The sequence below is a fragment of the Nostoc sp. NZL genome (genome assembly GCF_015714705.1).
GTDB lineage: Bacteria > Cyanobacteriota > Cyanobacteriia > Cyanobacteriales > Nostocaceae > Nostoc > Nostoc foliaceum_A.
Window position 1 is genome coordinate 61,817 of the sequence record NZ_WBKL01000148.1, and the last position, 22,028, is coordinate 83,844.

The 22,028-nt window shown below is 42.3% G+C and carries 6 protein-coding genes; all 6 read right to left on the reverse strand.

Annotated elements, in window-relative coordinates; all coding sequences use genetic code 11:
- Positions 1–130: 130 nt before the first annotated feature.
- The 6 genes from F8R90_RS20855 to F8R90_RS20880 all read right to left on the reverse strand — a co-directional run bounded on the left by F8R90_RS20855 (position 131) and on the right by F8R90_RS20880 (position 22,006).
- Positions 131–5,935: a non-ribosomal peptide synthetase gene (locus F8R90_RS20855; protein WP_196512269.1), complete on the reverse strand. Its 5,805-nt coding sequence runs from the start codon at positions 5,933–5,935 to the stop codon at positions 131–133.
- Positions 5,932–10,575 (reverse strand): type I polyketide synthase, encoded by a 4,644-nt coding sequence (locus tag F8R90_RS20860; RefSeq protein ID WP_196512270.1) that lies wholly within the window; start codon positions 10,573–10,575, stop codon positions 5,932–5,934. Before F8R90_RS20860 ends, F8R90_RS20855 begins: the two co-directional genes overlap by 4 nt.
- A 22-nt stretch (positions 10,576–10,597) precedes the next feature.
- Positions 10,598–13,858, reverse strand: a complete 3,261-nt coding sequence (locus tag F8R90_RS20865; RefSeq protein WP_196512271.1) for a non-ribosomal peptide synthetase — start codon at positions 13,856–13,858, stop codon at positions 10,598–10,600.
- A 107-nt stretch (positions 13,859–13,965) separates the two neighbouring features.
- A complete protein-coding gene (locus F8R90_RS20870) occupies positions 13,966–14,856 on the reverse strand; it encodes a hypothetical protein (RefSeq protein ID WP_196512272.1) in 891 nt (296 codons plus the stop codon).
- 146 nt (positions 14,857–15,002) lie between these two features.
- Positions 15,003–15,983, reverse strand: a complete 981-nt coding sequence (locus F8R90_RS20875; RefSeq protein ID WP_196512273.1) for a cupin-like domain-containing protein — start codon at positions 15,981–15,983, stop codon at positions 15,003–15,005.
- Between the two features lie 53 nt (positions 15,984–16,036).
- Positions 16,037–22,006 carry a type I polyketide synthase gene (locus F8R90_RS20880; protein ID WP_196512274.1) on the reverse strand — a complete coding sequence of 1,990 codons (5,970 nt, stop codon included), beginning with the start codon at positions 22,004–22,006 and terminating at the stop codon, positions 16,037–16,039.
- Positions 22,007–22,028: the final 22 nt, after the last annotated feature.

Below are 22,028 nucleotides of genomic sequence, written 5' to 3' on the forward strand. Positions count from 1 at the left end.
GTGGGAGTGCTAGTTGAGTTGTGAAAAATGCTTTTTTTAACGAACCGCAAAGGACGCGAAGAAAGGAGAGAGAATTTATAAACTTAGGTTCGTTATAGAAAGATTGTACTATGAATTTATCTTCTAGTGATTAAAGTTTTGCTACTTTTTCACAAATTATCATTTCTCCCATTGCGACTACAATTTTTCGTGAACCAACAAAGGGATTTCGTCCGTGGGCAGCCAACATATTATCCAACATTATTATGTCCCCTTTTTGCCAAGCAAAACTAACTTGTGACTGTTGATAAATCTCGCTAATTTCTTGAATTACTGATTCTTCAATAGGAGAACCATCGCCATAATAGACATGACGTGGTAGCCTTTGCTCTCCAAATAATGACAATAGGGAATTTTGAATTTCAGAGTCTAGATATGATATATGGTGCAACTGCAATTGATTGAAAAATACTAATTCATCAGTGCGTGGATGTTTAGCGATCGCTTGTCGATAAGAGCGAGTTCTTAAACTATTATCTGACCATTCAAAATCCATTCCTGCTTGGCGACAATAATCTTCAACTACTGCTTTTTCTGTAGTTCTAAAAAACTCTTGCCAACTCACATCTAAACCTTCTGTGAAGTTGCGGACATACATCAGTTTTTTATCAGCAAATCGCTCTCTCAGTTTGGGGTTGAGGAGTTGATAAATCTTCCGACAATCGACAATCGGTGTTTCTCCACCAAGCTGGGCTGGTTGCACACAGAAAAACCAAATTTTCATTGGCCATTGCTGTAAGTGCGAACTTTCATTATGAAACAGGATTGCTTTGTCGTTGGGATAAGGGGTAGAACCATAAACTTTACCGCCTACTCCTTCACGTGGTAAATCGCCATACTCACCAAATAAATTTGGGCAAATAGCACCAGCAACATTTTCAAACTCAGAAACTGAATTGATATTGAAGTTGCGGAAGAGAATTGCACCATGCTTTAATAGCTGAGTTTCGATGAAGTCGCGGTGACTTTTTGCCCAGTCTGCAAGTTCAATATCTGCTGCATCAGGTTGTATTACCAAAGGTAAGGTGTTTTCCGGCTGGAGAAAATCTGTTTTAATTAATTCTCCTGATGGCAAACTTACAGCTTTAGGTTTAACCGTTTTGAATTTGCTTAACTTAGCCGCTTGGCGTTGTTTTTGTTCTAAGCTTTGATGTTTCTTTTCAGGTTCAGTCAGCATTTCTAAACTATTAATTCTAGTATCGGGCTGCGCCACAATGTTCTTGAGCAGTGTTTCAAAGTGGCCTGACATGCGGGTGATGGAATCAGCATCAAAAAGGTCGGTGCTATATTTCCAAGTGCCAATAAGTCCTTGTTCGGTTTCTGTAACAAATAAAGCCAAGTCAAACCTTGCCATACCAGTGTTAATTTCCATCGGCGTCAAGGTAAGTTCTGAAAGCTCTACGGTTGGGTTTGGGGTATTTTGAAGGACGAACAATATTTGAAATAGTGGTGTATGACCTAACTTGCGTTCTGGTTGTAAAGCATCTACCAATTTGGCGAAAGGTAAATCTTGGTGAGCATAGGCTCCTAATGCCACTTCTCGCACCCGCCCCAGTAACTCCCGAAAACTAGGGTTGCCAGAGAGATCAGTCCGCAAGACTAGTAGGTTGACAAAGAACCCGATTAGTTGTTCGGTATTGCTACGGTTACGGTTAGCAACATCTGTACCAACAACGATGTCTTCTTGATGGGTGTAACGTGATAAAAGCGTTTGCAAGGTTGCCAGCAGGATCATGAAAAGAGTGACTCCCTCCTGGCGCGAGAGCGTTTTGATTTCCTCAGTTAACGCTTTGGGGATGACAAAGTTAGTACTTCCTACGCCGAAAGTCTGGACTGTCGGTCGTGGTCGAGCCATCGGTAACTTTAGCATGTTGGGAGCGCCACTTAAATGCCGTTGCCAGTATGAAAGTTGCTTTTCTAAAACTTCTCCCACCAGCCATTGCTGCTGCCAATAAGCAAAGTCTGCATATTGGATGGGGAGTTCCGGTAGTGGTGACGATTGACCACGGTTGAAGGCTTCGTAAAGTGTCGCCGCTTCTTGGACGAGTAACCCCAACGACCAAGCGTCAGAAACTATATGGTGGATTGTAAATAAAAGTACATGCTCATCTTTATCCAATTCCAGTAGCATGACTCGCAGTAGTGGTCCCTCTGCCAAATTGAAGGGTCGCTGTAACTCTTCTGTGGCAAAATGTTCTATCTCTATCTGCTGCGTATTTGAAGGGAGCGATTCTCTGAAAGAAACACTTCGTGAACGCAAGTCTACTATCGGTAAGCTTAATCTTAAGACAGGCGTAATTACTTGGACTGGTTGTCCATCTACCGTGGTAAAAGCGGTACGTAAAGCTTCATGACGCTGCACAATTTCATTGAGGCTCTGCGCTAAAGCGGCAATATTGAGCCTACCTGTAAGGCGTACAGCGATAGTGTCATTGTATAACGAGCTACCAGGCTCTAGCTGGTCGATAAACCACAGACGTTGTTGAGCGAACGACAGAGGTAAATTTGTCTGGCGTGAGCAAGGCTGAATAGGTAGTTCCTTGAGTCCCTGCCCAGCTTTCATCAGTTCTTCAATGCTTTGGGCAAGTTCTGCTATTGTTGGTGACTCAAACAAATAGCGTAGCGGTAGCTCTACCTGAAAAGCATCCCGGAGACGTGAAATAACTTGCGTTGCCAATAGGGAGTGTCCTCCCAACTCGAAGAAATTGTCATTGCTGCCAACTTTCTCTAAACCAAGTACCTGAGTCCAGATTCCTGCTATTACCTCCTCAATGGGAGTGCGAGGAGCTACAAACACTTTGTCTAATTCGGGTCTGGCTGTGTCGGGTGCTGGTAGTGCTTTGCGGTCTAGCTTGCCGTTGGGAGTTAGAGGTAAGGTTTCTAGCATCACGAAAGCTGAAGGAACCATGTACTCAGGCAGCTTTCTTTTGAGGAATTGCCGCAACTCACTGATTGTCAGTGTCTGTTTGTGGCTGGGGACAAAGTAGGCAACCAAGCTTTGAGTATTGGGAGTGTCTTGTCTAGCTATCACTACAGATGTTTCCACATCCGGGTGTTGGGCTAGCACGGACTCAATCTCACCTAACTCAATACGAAAGCCGCGAATTTTGACTTGGTAATCGATGCGTCCCAAGTATTCTATATTGCCATCACTTAAGTAGCGAACTAAATCACCAGTTTTGTAGAGACGGGAATGGGGGTCATTGCTGAAGGGATGGGAAATGAATTTCTCTTGTGTCAACTCTCTTGCGTTGAGGTAGCCTCGTGCTAGACCAGAACCACTAATGTACAATTCGCCTGGTACACCAATAGGCACGGGTTGGAGATAGCGGTCTAGAATGTAGGCTTGTGTATTAGCAATCGGGCGACCAATTGTAGGTAACTGGCTTATACCTTTTTCTATCAAAGCAAATGTAGAGTAAGTGGTGTCTTCTGAGGGGCCATAAAGATTGAAGACATGCTGGATTGTCTTTTGCTGATAAATCTGCTGTACAAGTTGATTTTGTAAAGGTTCACCAGCTAGGTTGACTGTACATACCCCATCAGGTAAACTAATAACTCGAATTAACTCAGCGATCGCCGACGGTACTGTATTAATTAGAGTGACTTGGTTAGCAGTAGGTAAGGTGGGTAAATGTAACGCATTTACGGCAAGAATAACTTTCCCACCCCAGCACAGTGGCACAAACAACTCAAAAACTGAGAGGTCAAAACAGATAGAGGTGGAAGCTAATACACCAGCAAGCTGCTGTGAGCTAAATACTTCTGATGCCCAACTTACTAAAGCGACTGGACTGCGATGTTCGATAGCTACTGCCTTGGGTCTACCTGTAGAACCGGAGGTATAAAGTACGTAGGCTAGGTTTGTTGACTTCACCCCGCGGGCAAAATTCTCTGCATCCTCTTGAGCAAATGTCTGCCAGTCACTATCCCAACACACCACAGCCGCCTCATGCTCAGTTAGCCTCTCAACTAGCCGCTGTTGCGTCAACAACACTTTCGCCTTTGCATCTGACAACATGAAACTCAGTCGTTGTTGGGGATAATCTGGGTCTAAGGGTAGATAAGCCCCACCCGCCTTGAGAATTCCAAGTAGTCCCACAACCATTTCTAAGGAGCGTTCGACACAAATCCCCACAAGTACCTCTGGCCCCACTCCTAGCTTTTGCAAGTGGTGTGCTAGCTGATTGGCTCGCTGATTCAGTTCTTGGTAGGTCAACTGTTGGTCTTCAAATACTACAGCAATGGCATCTGGCGATCGCTCTACCTGCTCCTCAAACAACTGATGGATACACTTATCCTGGGGATAGTCTCTTTGAGTGTCGTTCCATTTATACAATAATTGGTAACGTTCAATTTCTGTAAGTAGCGGCAATTGGGAAACTGGCACTTTAGGATTTGCAACAATCCCTGCGAGTAAGGTCTGGAAATGCCCTGTCATTCGCTCGATGGTGCTAGCATCAAATACGTCAGTGTTGTATTCCCACGACCCCACAAATCCATTAGGGGTGTTCTCCATTGTCAAGGTAAGATCAAACTTTGCTGTCAAGCTTTCTACTGCCAATGGACTCAGAGTTAAGCCGGGAAGCTCCATCTTGGGCATGGGAGCATTCTGGAGTACAAACATTACCTGAAACACAGGTGTATGGCTTAAGTTTCGTTCCGGGTGTAATGCCTCTACCAGCATCTCAAACGGTAAGTCTTGATGAGAATAGGCATCCATTGCTGTTTTCTGGACTCGACCCAGTAATTCTCGAAAACTGGGATTGCCTGACATATCAGCGCGGAAAACTAAAGTGTTAACAAAGAAGCCAATTAATCCTTCAAGTTCACTGCGATTGCGGTTAGCGATGGGTGAACCAACCAAGATGTCTTCTGTATCTGTGTAGCGGTAAAGTAATGTGTCAAAGGCTGCCAACAAGGTCATGAACAAGGTAACTCCTTCTTCCTGACTCAGTAAGTTGAGTGCTGCAATTAGCTCTACAGAGAGTACGAAGGATTGAGATGCCCCCTGGAAAGTTTGTACTGCTGGTCTGGGTCGATCAGTAGGCAGTGATAATAAAGCTGGCGCATTTGCGAGTTGTTGCTGCCAGTAAGTGAGTTGGGCTTCTAGTACATCACCTTGCAACCACTGCCGTTGCCAAGCTGCGAAGTCTACGTACTGTATTGGTAGTTCGGCTAGAGGTGAGAGTTGTCCAATACAAAAGGCTTCATAGAGTGTGGCTAACTCACTCATAACTACACCCATTGACCACCCATCAGAAATAATGTGGTGCATGATGAGTAGCAAGATGTGTTCTGTCTCACTCAGCACTAGTAAAGTCGCCCGTACTAACGGTTCAGTCGCTAGGTCAAAGGGTTGCTGGGCTTGTTGTGTTGCTAATTCTTGCCAATGCTGATGTTGCTCAGTTGTTGGCAGATCTTCGCAGTCAAAAACTGACAATTGCCAAGCACTTTCTGGCTGAATGATTGCAACTGGTTGCCCATCAACTTTGATGAAGTTGGTGCGTAAAATTTCGTGGCGGCGAATAACTTCTTTAAGACTTTGTTCTAAGGCTAGTATGTTTAGTTGACCTTGCAGGCGGACAGCAACCGGAATGTTGTACAAGGCACTGTTTGGCTCTAACTGGTCTAGGAACCACAACCGTTGTTGAGCAAAGGATAGAGGTAGCTTTCCTTCTCGTGGTACTGACTGTATCGCCTCAAAAGTAGAACTAGAAGCAAGATGAGCTTTTTGAAGAAACGGGAGTATTTCTGCTTTACGCTCTTGTATTTGAGTACGCAAAGTTAATGTCAAGGTTCCTTCGGGTGCGTTACAGCGCAGGCGATCGCCATCAGCCCAAAGCTTAATGTCCAAGCTGCCAAGGTAAGACAAAAACTCCTCGATAGTTTTCATAACTCTATCTCCTCTCGGTTGTTCATTATTGCAGCAGGGCGATCGCCTATCTGTTGGACTATCGAACGGATTCTCTCAATTTGCTCAACTAGTCCGGCTACGGTAGGCTCTTTAAACAGCTCATGCAGCGGCAGATTGACCTGAAATGCTTCGCGCACTCGTGAGATAACTTGAGTTCCTAGCAGAGAATGTCCTCCTAATTCTAGGAAATTGTCGTAAATCCCTACTTGCTCAATCCCCAATAGTTCTTCCCAAATGTTAACGAGTGCTTGCTCAGTCTCATTTCTCGGAGCAACATAAGTATTGGGCAAATTTGGTCTGGCATGAAGTGAAAATGAATTATCTATTTGAGAAGCAGCTTTTTGTGGTAAAGGTTCCAACTTAATCCATTGGTCAATCCTGGCTTGTAGATTTCCAGTTGAGACAATTAGCTGGTTGACTTCACCCCAAGATAAAAGCTTTTCAAATGCTTCCACACCCTCTGTTGGTGTCATTGCCAATTTAGTCAAATTTCCACCAAAGGATATATTTGGTTGATGTTCTTCTTCTAATTGCCAACCATCCCAATTTATGCTGAACCAAGGGAACGAATTTTTCTGGTTATGCTGATGAACAAAAGCATCCATGAAAACATTAGCTGCCGAATAAGCAATAAATTCTAGTCCTCCTAAAATTGTGGATATGGAAGACATTAATACGCAAAAGTCAAGCTTTCTGTTCTGCAAAATCTTTTCCAAAACCAAGGTTCCGTATACTTTTGGTTGAAATTGCAGCTCACACTCCGTTTTACCAATCTGTGCAATGGATTTAAATGAATCTCCTGCGACGATCCCAGCAGCATGAATCACACCATTGAGTTGACCAAACCGCTTCTCACCTTGCGCGATCGCTGCCTGCATTTGTTGTTCATTGGCGACATCAGCAGCGATCGCTATCACCTCAGCTCCTAGTTTTTCTAATTCCTGCAATTTTTGGATCTTGCGGCTTGTGCCGTCGTTTTCATCATGAGTAACTAACCATTTTTCCCATTCATCTGGTGCGGGCAGTGCTGAACGCCCTATTAGTATTAATTTGGCTCGAACAGTCTTAGCAAAATGTTCAGCCAGCACAAGTCCAATGTCTCCGAGTCCTCCTGTAATTAAATAAACTCCTCCTTCTCTGAATTTAGTGGTTGTTCTATTAAAGTTATCCAATCGAAGTGGTTCAAAAGTTTGCACCCAGCGATGATCGCCACGATAAGCTATCACTAATTCAGAAGTTTTCTTGGCAATTTCTAATAATAAATAGTCTGTAAGTTTCTGTTTATTCTCTTGAAGAGATTTGGGAATAACAATATCAATACTACGACAACGGATATTTCGGTATTCCTGGGGAATGACGTTTATACAACCAAGCACAGTTGCCTTTTGAGGACATAGTAATTCTTCTCCAGTTACTGCTTGAATGTTGTTGGATATAACGACAATTTCCACTTTATTATTAAAATTGTGTTTTTCCAGCGCTTGGGTTAAAAACAACAGACTATAAAAACCTAAATCTTGAGCTTGATTAAGGCTTAATGTTTGATAAATATCTGGTGTTACATTCCATAAATGAATAATATTTGTAGGAATATTGTCTGTTGCATAAAGTTTTTCCATTAAGGCATTATAATCCTGATGATTATGAGGATTAATAGTAAATATACGTTGAAAATATTTATCTGTAAGAGATTCACTCACCTCACTAAACTCTAACCCGACCTTGACAATAATCACGTTCTGACTTTCTTGTTCCAGTCTTTTTACCAGTTGAGAACCTAACCCGCACTCATCGATAAAAACAAGCCAAGTGGAGCGAATCTGCATTTCCCCTGGTTTGAAGGTCAAAGCTATAGAGCGTTTCCAAGATGGGATATAAAACCAGTCTGCAACGTCTGGCTTTTTGGAGGTTGCAAGTAATACTGGTAAATCAGTCTTGGGAAGGTCTGGCTGTTTCTGGGCATCAATCCAATAACGCTGACGCTCAAATGGATAAGTTGGCAAGGGGATGCGGTGACGGCGTTCTTGTGAGTAAAATTTTGACCAATTCACCTGCACACCAGCCAGCCAAAGTCTGCCGAGAGTAGTGAGCAAAAACGCTATATCTGACTCTTGTTCGCGGGGGTGGCGGATTGAAGAAACCACAACCTGTTGAGTATATCCAATAAGCTGCTGTTTAGCTAAAGTACTCAAAGTTTTTCCAGGGCCAACTTCTAAGAAAATGTGTTCTGGTTCTTGGAGTAACTCAGCCATACCCGTGGCAAAACGAACTGTTTGGCGTAAATGCTTCACCCAATAACTCGGATCTGTCGCATCTGTTGCGGTAATCCAAGTACCAGTTACGTTGGATACAAAAGGAATTTCTGGGGGATTCAGATTGAGTTTTGCAACATGCTGCATGAATGGAGTCAGGATAGGCTCCATCATTTGGGAATGAAAGGCATGAGATGTATGCAAGGGGCGATATTCCACACCTTTTTCAGTGAGTTGATTTTGTAGTAAAGCGATCGCCTCGCTACCACCTGAAACCACACACATGGCAGGCCCATTGATGGCTGCTAAAGAAAGTTTCTCACCAAGTATGGGTTTAATCTCCGACTCTGATAGAGGTACAGCCACCATTTCCCCCGCAGGAAGTTGCTGCATCAGTCTTCCTCGCGTAGCTACTAGTTCTAAAGCATCTTCTAGAGAAAAAACTCCGGCTAGAGTTGCAGCTACATATTCCCCAATGCTATGACCAATCATCGCTTGCGGATGTACTCCCCATGCCATCCACAACTTAGCTAAGGCATACTCAATTACAAATAGTGCAGGTTGAGCCAGAGAAGTCTGCATTAGTTCCTGGGTAGTGTCTTGCTCGTGGGGATAAAGTACACTACGCAAATCCAACCCAAGATGCGGTTTTAGCACTTGGCAGCAGTAATCAACTTGCTCGCTGAAGATAGGTTCACTCTGGTAGAGTTCCAGCGCCATATTTACGTACTGCGTTCCCTGTCCAGAAAACATAAACACAACAGGGCGATTGCTGGGTGTCTGGTAGCTGGTAAAAACTCTTGGAGAATCTGTAATTTCCAGCACTTCTACTGCATCATCAAGGTTTTGGCATACTACCATGCGGCGATGGTCAAAAGCCTGACGACCCACATCTAAGGTGTAAGCGACATCAGCCAAGTTCAAATCAGGATGTTGTCGGAGGTGAGCAACTAAATTTGCTGTAGCAGTTTCCAGAGCTGTATTAGTCTTTGCCGAGAGTAGTAACAATTGCCAGGGGCGAGAAGCACTGGAAGATTCAGCAATTGGGGCTTCTTCGAGAATTACATGGGCATTAGTGCCACCAATACCAAAAGAACTTACTCCCGCACGGCGAGGAGTGCCGTTGGTTTTCCACTCTGCCAAGGAACTATTGACGTAAAAAGGACTATTGGCGAAATCTATCTGAGGATTAGGCTGCTCAAAGTGCAAGCTGGCAGGTATTTGTTTATTTTTAACTGCCAATACAGTTTTAATCAGACTTGCGATCCCAGCTGCGGTATCAAGATGTCCAATATTTGTTTTTACCGAACCAATAGCACAAAAGTCTTTTTGCTGCGTTTTGTCACGAAAAGCTTGTGTCAGGGCTGTGATTTCAATCGGATCGCCCAAAGTTGTGCCAGTGCCGTGGGTTTCTATATAACTAATAGTATCTGGCTCAATCTCTGCCATTATTTGAGCCGCCCTAATCACTTTTGCTTGAGAATCTATACTGGGTGCTGTATAACTAACTTTGAATGAGCCATCATTGTTGATAGCTGAACCTTTGATCACAGCAGAGATAGAATCACCATCAGCGATCGCCTCTGCTAGCCGTTTTAAAACTACAATACCTACACCATTACCGCTGACAGTTCCCTGCGCTTGAGCATCAAAAGCTCGACAATGCCCGTCAGGAGACAAAATTCCTCCTTGTTGATACAAATATCCACCTTTTTGAGGCAGTGCGATCGCTACGCCACCCGCCAAAGCAATATCACATTCTCCACTTAGTAAGCTTTGACAAGCCAAGTGGACAGCAACTAAGGAAGTAGAACAGGCAGTTTGAACTGTATAACTCGGCCCTTTCAAATTTAATTTATAAGATACGCGTGTAGTTAGAAAATCTTTATCATTAGCAATAGCTATTTGAAAATCACTGAAGTCTGTTAAATTCTCCCGCTGAGAAGCAAGGTTGAATAAATAGCTGTTCAGACCTGTACCAGCGAAAACTCCAATCAATCCTTCGTATGTTTCTGCATTGTAGCCAGCTGCTTCAACGGCTGACCAAGCACACTCCAAAAATACCCGTTGCTGTGGATCAGTAATTGCTGCTTCTCTAGGATTAAAGCTAAAGAATGAAGCATCAAATGTTTCTACATTTTCTAATATTGCTCCAGCTTTTACATAATTTGTAGCCTGTAGCAAATTATGATTTGTTCCTGAATCTTTTACTTCTTCATCCGTAAAAAATGAAATTGATTCTACACCATTTTGTAAATTTTTCCAAAAGTCATCAATATTTTTAGCTCCGGGGAATTGCCCCGCCATGCCAATAATTGCTATCTCTAAACCAGTTGTTACGCTGTATGCTTCAGCAGAAGTATTCATTCTTCTATAACTCTTTAATAGTTTAAGATTTTTGTCTTTGTTTAAGACGTTGTTCGAGTCTTTGCTTACCTTCTGTTAGCTTTTCAGTTCGTTCAGAATAAGAAACTTTATTATTGGCTTGACTAAAATAATCTATTAATGAATTGATGGTGGGATATTGAAACATTTCTGGCAATGATAATTCTAACGACAATACCTTACGCAATTGGCTATGAATCTGAAGCATTAGCAATGAATTACCACCTAATTCAAAAAAATTATCGTGGATACCGATTTTTTCTACATTCAATACCTGCTGCCAAATATTAGCAATGGCTCGTTCACGCTCTGTTTTTGGCATTACATAATCAACTGCCAATTGTGGGCGTAAATTATCTGGTGTCGGTAGTGCATGACGGTTCAGTTTGCCATTAGGTAAGAGTGGTATTTCCTCCAAGAAAATGAAGACTGAAGGCATCATGTAATTCGGTAATTTATCTTCCAAGAAATGCCGCAGTTCAGTAATTGTAGGTGTTTGTTCTTGGTTAGGAAGAACATAAGCCACTAAATAGTTGTGACCCCGTTCATCTGCTTGTGCTATCACTACAGCCTGTTGCACTGCTGAATATTGTGTTAATGCCGCTTCAATTTCTCCAAGTTCGATGCGGAAACCACGAATTTTTACTTGGTGGTCGATACGCCCTAGAAATTCCAGCTTTCCATCTGGGAGGTAACGAACTAAGTCACCCGTTTTATAAAGACGACTTCCTCCTGCCTTGTCAAAAGGATTAGATATGAATGCTAAAGCTGTGCGTTCTGGTTGGTTGAGGTAGCCTCGTGCCACACCCACCCCGCCGATGTAAAGTTCGCCCGGAACGCCTACCGGAGTAAGTTGTAAATTGGAGTTAAGCACATAAGTTTGAGCGTTCTGAATTACCTTGCCGATGGGCAATTCTCGCCCAAATGATTTAACAGCTCTTAGCCCAGATAAATCGCAATGCGTTGCGACAATCGTTGATTCTGTGGGACCATAACTATTAACGAGGCGCACTTGTTGACTGACATGTTGCTGCCAAATTTCTAGATAAGAATATTCAGCGCGTTCGCCACCAATAATTACTAGTCGTAGTGTTTCGGGTAATGGCAAATTTGCAGCAGATATTTCGGCTGTCAGTTGATGCCAGAAAGCGGTGGGTAGGTCAAGTACTGTTAATCCCAAATGCCGAGATTGTTGCACAAACGTTGGTATGGAACTCAACATCTCATCAGTACGCAGAACTAAAGTTGCGCCTTGTATTAAACAGGGAAAAATTTCTTCGGCTGCGGCATCAAAGCTGATTGAGGCAAATTGCAAAATGCGATCGCTCGGTTTGATCTCATACTCTAAACAAGCAGTTTCAATATAGTTGACTAAGGAGCGATGTTCAATCATCACACCCTTAGGTGTACCAGTAGAGCCGGATGTATAGATAATGTAAGCGAGATTATCAAGTTGAGTCTGAGTTACTAAGTTTTCCCAACTTTCTTGAGCAATAACTGACCAGTCTGTATCTAATAACACTACTTGTTGCTGATGTTCGGGGAGTACAGACAGCAGTCGCTCCTGGGTTAAGATAACTGACACTTGTGTATCCTTCAACATCAAGGCCAAGCGTTCTTGAGGATAAGTTGGATCGAGAGGAACGTAAGCTCCACCAGCTTTGAGGATTCCTAATAGACCAATTATCATATCCAGCGATCGCTCTACGCAAATCCCCACAAGCACTTCTGGCCCAACTCCTTGCTTTTGCAGGTAATTTGCTAGCTGATTCGCACGTTGATTTAGTTCTCTGTAGGTCAGTTGTACTTGCTCAAAAACCACTGCCACAGCGTCAGGTGTACGTTCTACCTGCGCCTCAAATAGCTGATGAATGCAGATTTGAGAGTAATCAGCTTGAGTGTTATTCCACTCTACCAGTAGTTGATGACGCTCTTGTGCAGTCAGTAACGGTAAGTCAGCAAGTCGCTGCTTCGGATTTGCGACCATACCCGCAAGTAAAGTCTGGAGATGCTCCAGCATTCGAGTTATTGTAGCTGAGTCGAAGCGCTGGCGATCGTATTCAATTTCTAGTAATAATTCTGAATCCACCTCCACTGATACAGTGAGCGGATAATGGGTATGAGCAAAATTGCAAAAATTGGAAATTTGCAGGTTGTCAAACTGCTGTTGTGCAAAAAAATCTGTTGAGTAGTCCTGAAAGTTGAAAATGCTCTCAAACAAGGGCAACCCATTAGGCATATCACTCCAGCCAAGCACCTTTACTAGTGGGCTGTACTCATACTGACGTGCTTCAATCTGCTCTGTTTGCAGCCTCTTTAGCCAAGGTAAGAGAGACTCTTCTGGATGAATGCACACTCGCATTGGCAGAGTATTGATAAACAACCCCACCATCGACTCAGTTCCAGCTAAAGTTGGCGGACGACCAGAAACAATGGCTCCAAAGTTGACATCGTGTTCACCACTATAACGACTCAGGAGGATAGCCCATGCGCCCTGTAATAAGGTGTTGAGTGTGAACTGTTGCTGTCGAGCAAACTGTTGCAATGCAGAAGTTTCTTTCTCTGATAACCGGACGTGTTGTGTGTCATAGTTATTGCTTTGACTAACCAAGTTATCAGTTTTCCGGTCTACCCTAAAAGAATTTAATGTGGAAAAACCTTTAAGCCTTTGCCGCCAAAATATCTCGGCATCTGCTAGGTCTTGCTGTTGCAACCAAGCTATGTAATCACGGAAAGGACGAGGGCGCTCTAGAGATAAGTTTTCACCTTGAGTGAATCCTTTGTAAAGGGCAAAGACTTCATTGAGGAGTAGGGAAGAAGACCATCCATCCAGCAGTAAGTGATGATGGCTCCAGATAAAACGGTAGTCATTTTCGCCTAACTGAATCACACTCAAGCGCATTAGCGGTGGTTGAGAAAGTTCAAAGCCTCGCTCTCGTTCTACTTTGAGAAAATCCTCCATGCGTTCTTGCTGGGCGACGCTTGTCAAACCCTGCCAATCCTGTTGCTCCCAAGGCAGCCCAACTTGCTTATGCACCACTTGCGCAGGTTCTTTAAGTCCTTCCCAAATAAAGGAAGTACGTAAAATTTGGTGACGCTCTACGACTTGCTGCCAAGCTTGCTTAAATAGTGAAATATTTAAATGTCCGTGGATATTACAGCTAAATTGTTCGCAATAAACCCCAGACTTTGGAGTATAAAGGGCATGGAAGAGTATGCCCTGTTGCATAGGTGAAAGCGGATAAAAGTCTTCAATATTTTTCATGGCGCTGTAGAACTTTCAGGGTGAGTATTGGCTCTATTAACTGGACTTAAAAATAAATTTTAGGTAGGTTATGAACTGCGCCAAATGCAGAAAATTTTAGCAGTAATCTAACGTTTATTTAAGTACTTTGTTGGATCGTCAATCTGGGAGAAATCTAACCCTAATTCCTCCATTGATTTTATGCCAATTTCTTGTAAAAATTCTGGTCTAAGTACGTTATCTTTTACTGCGTTACCTGGTGCTGTATTATCTCCTTTATGGATAAAGACTTGATTACGGTAAAAGTGTATTGCCACAATATGCTGGTCAAAATAATTAGGTGTATAACCTGGATGTATAAACTCCTGATGACTGAGGCAATCAACCAGTCTTTTAAAAAAATTGATCATTGTTTTAGAATCATATAAATCCAGGCTGCCTCCATATTCTGCCCAATGAGGAGGAGAAGGATCGTTACAAAATTTTGACCAATTTTCGTAACTGGGTATATAAGAAGTATGTGTATCCTCTACTACGTAAATGCCACCATCATTTAATTGTGGGAACAGAATTTTAAAAGTTTGAATTACATGGTCATTACGATGACTACCATCATCAATAATAATGTCTAGTTTACCAGTTTCAGAGACGAGTTTTTTTAAAAGGACTTCATCAACTTGGCTACCCTGAAATATTTTAATCCGCTCTTCTTCTAAAGAGCTTTTATCTACGATATCTAGACCGTAAATCATACTGTTAGGAAAATAAGTCTTCCACATTCTTAAAGAATCTCCTCCAGATAGAGGATCATCATAGCCACCTACACCAATTTCCAAAATCTTCAATTTTTTGGTTCTCAAAGGGGCAAAGTGATGTTGGTAATGTTGACCATATATGTGAGGATTCCATTTGCTGTTATAAAGAGGTAGCAACTTGGTTAAATCCTTACGGTAGATAAATGACTTTAATTGATGAGGTAGATTCTTAAAAAATATTTGGCGATCACTTTTTATTTTCATTGGTAAAAATCCTTGAGAAATAGTTTTTAATGCACTGTCAAACTTGAGCTTTTAGTGTGTCCAGTTCATGATGGCTAATTATTTAGTTTTAGAAAAGATAATTTTTGTTTAAATGTAAAATTTGGAAATAAATACTTGGAAAGTTGTCAAGTACGCTTTTGAAAAAAATTAAGAGCAAATAAAGACTTTGTAACCAACGGAAATTCCAAAGCCAATGGTAAAATATAACTATTTATTGGACTGTGTTTATAAATATCTTGGAAACACAATTCTGCGTTCAATTCATTTATTATGTTGTGGCTTAAAGCGATGCTATCTTCAAGATTCTCTACTTGATGCCACCAACGAGTTGGAATGTAAAGTATTTCTCCTGGCTCTAATATAGTTTCCACAGACTTAGCTTTAGCATAGAGCGGAAACTTTTCTAAATCTGGGTTGAAGACATCAACTTTGCCATTGTACAACACCTCTGTTTGATCGGGTGTAAATAAGGCACATCTTTTCTTACCAGAAATTAATGCTAGCCATGCATAAGTGTATCCACCATCAACGTGAAGACCTATTGAACAACCTCTACCACCTATCAGGATATAATCTAATGGATAATCATATTTTTCTTGAAACTTTTTGGGCAGTCTGTCACACCAATTAGGGAAGTAAACTGGAACTCTGTAGTCGTTGTAAAGCTGAGGATAATGATAAGGATGAAAGTCAAACAGATAGAGTGTTTTGTTACGCTCGCCAGCAGTTAAATAATCAATGTAATCTGTAACAGTCATCTGTAGTTGATTTTTATAATCACCGTCTTCTCTAACACTAGCTTTGAGCGAGCCACACTCTGACTTGAAGAAATCCAAAGTCCACTTCGTTGAGGCAGGCCAATCTTTCATCGCGTCAGTGATGATCACAGGCTTGCCAACAGACGAATACTCCCGAAAAAACTCATCATACGATAAGTTACTACGACGTTCTATAGAAGAAATTGGCGTCCATACCAACTTATATTTTTGCTTACGCCACATCCTCATCAGCATAAATATGAGTAAGCGTGTACCAATAATCAACGTAATAATGGCAAAACTAAACCAAACTGTCTGATAGAAAGAAATAGGTAATTGTAAAGTCATATCACTCTTGTAAAAATTTCATAATCTGCCAATACTATCTATGCCAGGAGTTACTACTTTGGTTCTGAATACGCTGTCAAACCTTCAGATTCATTGAGGGCAGCCAAAATATTGTCGAGGTCGGCTTGACTCCACTGACTAGATTTAAACTCTGCAAAATCAGAAGGTGTTAAGTTTTCTACTGAGTCAGACTGGCGGTTAGTAATAAGTGCTTTTAGGGTTGTGACCAACTCATCAGCTAATTTCTCGATTGTTTCTCGTCGATGAATATTTTCGCTATAGATTAAATCGATAACGAGTTGGTCATGAACAATCAAAGCATTAATTTCTAGCAGATGGCTCCTTTGTCCACGCGGGCTACGGGGTGAGCCGCTAGAATTTTGGGATAGCTTAAACAAAGAAGATTGAGGTAAAGTCTGCTCAAGATTACCAAGGTAGAGGAAAATTACTTCTGCTGGCTGTAGCGATCGCAATTTTTCTGTAATTAATGTATCTGTACTCAAGTGGCGCAGTACGCCATAACCCAGGCCTTGATTCGGAAAACTCCGCAGTTGCTCTTTAATCACTTTCAATGCTTCCCCTACTGGCGAAATTTCTCCAATTTCCAACAGCACAGGGGCAATGTTAGTAAACCATCCCACCGTCCTTGATAAATCGACATCATCAAAAATTACTTCTCTGCCATTACCTTCTAAGTCAACCAGCAGTGAGGATGTTCCAGTCCACTTGGTCATTGCTTGTACTAAGGCAGTCAGCAGCACATCATCCATTTGTACTCGATAAGCTGCTGTTATTTCTTCTCGCAGTGCCTGGGTTTGTTCGACACTTAGTTTTACCGATACAGTCCGAGCCGATGCCACGATGTTAGCGCCATCTGGATAATCTACCGGCAGTGGTGATACCCAGTCGCGCTCAGCTGCCAGCCAATACACCTGCTCTCGTTCCAACTCTATTGATTGTGCATATTCAATTAGCCTTAAAGACCACTGTTTGAATGAGGTTGTCTTTGGTGGTAGTTTAACCACTTTCTCTTGACTGAGTTGTTGGTATGTTGTTTCTAAATCCTCAAGTAAAATCCGCCAAGAACCAATATCTACAGCTAAATGATGGGCAACAATCAACAGACGGCTTGGTTGGTGTGTACCCATGTTAAAGAGGGCAACTTGTAAAAGCGGTTTTGATGCTAAATTCAGCGATGCTTGCAATTCTATTGCAGCCTCCTCAAAAGCCTGCTCTTGCAAATGCGGTGACAGCGCCGATAAATCTACGTGTGAGAATGGCACAACTGTGTCAAGACCGAAATTGATCTGTTTCCACATAGATTCTTCGGGTACAAAACGCAAACGTAACGCATCGTGGTGTTCAAGCAACTTTTGAACTACCTGCTCTAAAAGTATTGGGTCGAGAGTTTGTTGTACCTCCAGTAAAACTGTCTGGTTCCAGTGATGCGGGTCAAGTAAATTCTGTTCAAAAAACCAGTGCTGAATAGGTGTCAAAGGAAGTTCTCCTTGCACTAATCCCTGTTCGCTACAGACAGTCTGAGTTCTGTTGGCGATTTCAGCTAACTGTGCGATCGTTGGGTATTCAAATAGATGCTGATTAGTAATCCGCAGGCCTGCTTTGTTGGCTCTAGCAGTAATTTGAATGCTGAGGAGAGAATCACCACCTAACTCTAAAAAGTTATCGTCAATACCTACCTGTTCAATTCCTAAAACTTCTTGCCAGATGTTAGCAATGATTTGTTCAACTTCATTTCTAGGAGTAACATAGGTGTTGATTAAGTTGGGTCTGGAATGGAATGATAATAAATTTACTTGATTTCCAGGTTCTCTAGACTTAATCCACTTTTTGATTCTAGTTTCAAGATCAGTTGTAGAAATAACTATTTGATTGATCTTTTTGAGGGATAAAACGCGTTCAAATACTTCTACTCCTTCTTGATTATTCATGAATAATTCCGTAGAAATTTCTGGTTTTGTGGCTAATTCAGCAGCTAATTGGCTGGTTAACCAGTTGTCCCAGTTCACAGCGATCCACGGTGTACAACTTGTTTGGTTGTGCTTACAAATAAAAGCATCAGTAAAGAGGTGCGCCGCTGGATAAGCTGCCATGCCTAATGCACCTAATACAGATGATAAGGAGGATATCAATACACAAAAATCAAGTTCTATCCCTTGCAAAACTTTTTCTAATACAAACAGTCCATATCCATTGGCTCTCAATTGCTGTTCACATTCGTTTCTAGTGATTTCTGGAATAGTTTTAAATAACTTGATGCCAGCAGCATGAATGACACCATGAATCTGACCAAAATTCTGAGCAGCCTGAGCCATAACTGCTTGCATTTGTGTTTCATTAGCAATATCAGCAGTTTGAATCAGAACCTCTGCACCCAGTTGTTCTAGTTCCTGTACTTTTAGTATCTTGCGGCTGAATTTATCTTGTTCATCATGAGTTTTCAGCCATTCATTCCATTCATCTCGCACAGGCAAAGCTGAATACCCTATGAGAATCAGTTTGGCTCTGACTGTCTGAGCTAGGTATTCGGCTATTTCCAGACCTATACCTCCCAATCCACCAGTTATCAGGTATACTCCTTGCTCTCGTAATCCACTCGTCGTCTGATCACTATGAATCGCTTCAAATGTTTGTAACCAGCGATGATTGCCACGGTAAGCAACTACTGTGTCAGCGGATTTAGCACTCAACTCTATTAAAAGTTGGTCTATTAATTGGTTTTCTAGAAGTGATTTAGCTGCGGGAATGACAACATCAATACTGCGACAGGTGATATTGGAGTACTGTTGAGGAATGACTTTACATATTCCTAAGACAGTTGCTTTTTCTGGATTTAAACTTTCAAAACCTGTCAAATCGTAGATATTATTAGTGACAACTAAAATATCTATAGGCTGAGTAATATCTTGTTTGCTGAAGGATTGTGCCAGAAACAGTAGACTGTAGAAACCAAGTTTTTGACAATTGTCAAAAAACTCAATTGTTGTTTGTGTTTGGTCGTTTGCTGTGAGGCTCCATAAATGGGCGATCGCATCTGGAATTTGACCCTGTGCCTGCAACTGTGCAATTAAGGCATTATAATCTTCAGGCTGCTGGGGATTGATTGTGTATTTGCGATCGCTCAGTTTACTGAACTGGTCTCCCTGCACCACAGTGATCACATTATGACCACCATCTTCTAGGCATTTTGCCATTTCTACGCCGATGCAAGTATCCGCAAAGATTAGCACCTGTTCTCTAGATTGAAGAACTTGCGGTGCGATCGCTTGTTTCCAAACTGGGACATAGAACCAGTCTGCAACATTTGGCTTTTTGTGGTTTGCTAAAGCAGAATTGCTAGATTGTTTTTGCGGTTCAATCCAGTAACGCTGGCGTTCAAATGGATATGTCGGTAAAGGTATGCGGTGACGGCACTCATCAGTATAAAACTTAGTCCAGTTTATTGAGGCTCCTGCTAGCCAAAGACGACCCAATGTATTCAGCAAGAACGCTATATCTGTTTGTTCTTCCTTAGTATGTCGTAATGAAGAGAGTATTAACTGCTCAGTAATCCGTGCTGAATGCTGTTTGGCTAAGGTACACAAAGTACGCCCCGGCCCTACCTCTAGCAGAATGCGATTTAGCTCTTGGCGTAATGTAGATATACCTGCTGCAAAGTCCACGGTTTGCCGCAAATGCCTTGCCCAATAATTTGGATCTGTCGCATCTGCTGCGGTAATCCAAGTTCTCGTGACGTTGGAGATAAAAGGAATCTGGGGCGGATTAAGTTTGACTTTTCTAACTTCTTGGATGAATGACTCCAAGATAGACTCCATCATCTGAGAATGAAAGGCATGAGAAGTATGCAGACGGCGACATTCTACACCTTGAGCAATAAGTTGTTGCTCAATTGCATCTACAGCCTCATGGGTTCCCGAAACTACGCATGAATTTGGTGCGTTGATGGCAGCCAGAGATAAGTTTTCGTTCAGTAGAGGCTTAATTTCTGCTTCCGGTAAAGGAACTGCAAGCATTGTTCCTGAAGGTAATTGCTGCATTAATTGCCCACGTATAGCAACTAAAGCTAAAGCATCTTCAAGAGACATAACGCCAGCTAGGCAAGCAGCCACGTATTCCCCAATGCTATGACCGATCATGGACTCTGGAGAAATGCCCCATGTTATCCACACCTGGGCTAAAGCATACTCAATCACAAACAGCGCAGGTTGAGCGAGGCGAGTTTGTTTGAGCTTTTCGGCTGCGGCTGTTTGGGAGTCGTTGGGATAAATTACTGAACGTAAATCTAACCCCAAATGGGGAATGAGCAAGAGACAGCAGCGATCTACCTGCTCACGAAATACTGCCTCAGTCTGGTAAAGTTCTTGACCCATATCTACATATTGGGCACCTTGTCCAGGAAACATGAAGGCGATGGGGCGATTGCTGTTTTCCTCAAAGGAAGTAAGAATTCTTTGTGAGTCTTGCTGCTGCAAGGCGTTGACTGCATCCTGGATATCTTGACACACCAATACGCGACGATGATTAAACTCTCTACGCCCCAAATGCAGGGTATAAGCGACATCCGCTAGGTTTAACTCAGGATGTTGTGTAAGATATTCTCCTAGATTTTGGGTGGCAGTTTCTAATGCAGACTCAGTTTTCGCAGAGAGTACCAATAACTGCCACGGACGAGAAGGGCTAGAGGTTGGTAATGCTGGTGCTTCTTCTAGAATTACATGGGCATTAGTGCCGCCCATACCTAAAGAACTTACACCAGCGCGACGAGGAGTGAATCCCGCCTGCCATTCTGTCAGTTTTGTATTGACATAAAAAGGACTGTTGGCGAAATCAATTTGGGGATTGGGTTGCTCAAAATTTAAGCTGGGTGGGATCTGTTTGTGTTTGAGGGCAAGAACAGTTTTGATTAGCCCAGCCACCCCAGCAGCTGCATCTAGATGACCGATATTTGTTTTGACTGAACCAATGGCGCAGAAATTAGTTTTCTCGGTACTGGCGCGAAAAACTTTGGTTAATGCCGCAACTTCAATGGGATCGCCCAAAGCTGTACCAGTACCGTGGGCTTCGATATAGCTAATTGTCTCTGGCTCAGTATCGGCGAACATAATCGCTTCTGCGATCGCCTCGGCTTGACCATCAACGCTAGGGGCTGTATAACCCACTTTTCCAGAACCGTCGTTGTTGATAGCTGCACCTTTAATCACAGCATGAATGCAATCACCATCAGCGATCGCTTCAGAGAGTCGCTTGAGGATTACAACTCCCACACCATTACCAATAGTTATTCCTTGGGCTTTAGCATCAAAGGCGCGGCAATGCCCATCAGAAGATAATGTTCCCCCTTCTTCGTACAAGTAGCCTGTTTTTTGTGGTACTCGAATCGAAACTCCTCCTGCTACAGCCATATCACATTGATAATTTAGTAAACTTTGGCAAGCAAGAGTGATTGCGACTAATGAGGTAGAACAAGCAGTTTGAATTGTAATGCTTGGGCCTGTGAGATTTAATTTATATGAAACACGGGTCGTCAGAAAATCTTTATCATTCCCAATTAGTTTTTGATAAGATTTTGCTGACCCTACTTGGTCATTATTTAAATTAAAAGATAAATAGTTATTTAGGCTAGCACCTGCGTAAACTCCAATGCGACTTTCACACTTAGTAGAGTCATAGCCAGCACTTTCTAAAGCTTTCCAAGCAGATTCCAGAAAAAGACGGTGTTGTGGGTCTGTGACTTCTGCTTCTTTCGGGTTCATATCAAAGAAAGAAGCATCAAATAAATCAATATCTTCTAATACACCACCCGCTTTAATATAATTGCGATCGTTCAGCCAAGCTGGTTCTATACCCGCTGCTAATAAATCTTCATCTGTAAAATTGGAAATTGACTCTATGCCATCTTGTAACTTTTGCCAATATTCATCAATATTATTGGCTCCTGGAAAACGACCTGCCATACCAATAATGGCTATTCTCTCTATTGATTCGTATACTTCTGAACTACCCATTTTTCTTCTTTTTAGGGTTATT

Bases quoted from the DNA above. Each gene is read 5' to 3' on its own strand.
- F8R90_RS20860 (WP_196512270.1), bottom strand. From the start codon at position 10,575: ATGAATACTTCTGCTGAAGCATACAGCGTAACAACTGGTTTAGAGATA.
- F8R90_RS20880 (WP_196512274.1), bottom strand. From the start codon at position 22,006: ATGGGTAGTTCAGAAGTATACGAATCAATAGAGAGAATAGCCATTATT.
- F8R90_RS20875 (WP_196512273.1), bottom strand. From the start codon at position 15,983: ATGACTTTACAATTACCTATTTCTTTCTATCAGACAGTTTGGTTTAGT.
- F8R90_RS20865 (WP_196512271.1), bottom strand. From the start codon at position 13,858: ATGAAAAATATTGAAGACTTTTATCCGCTTTCACCTATGCAACAGGGC.
- F8R90_RS20855 (WP_196512269.1), bottom strand. From the start codon at position 5,935: ATGAAAACTATCGAGGAGTTTTTGTCTTACCTTGGCAGCTTGGACATT.
- F8R90_RS20870 (WP_196512272.1), bottom strand. From the start codon at position 14,856: ATGAAAATAAAAAGTGATCGCCAAATATTTTTTAAGAATCTACCTCAT.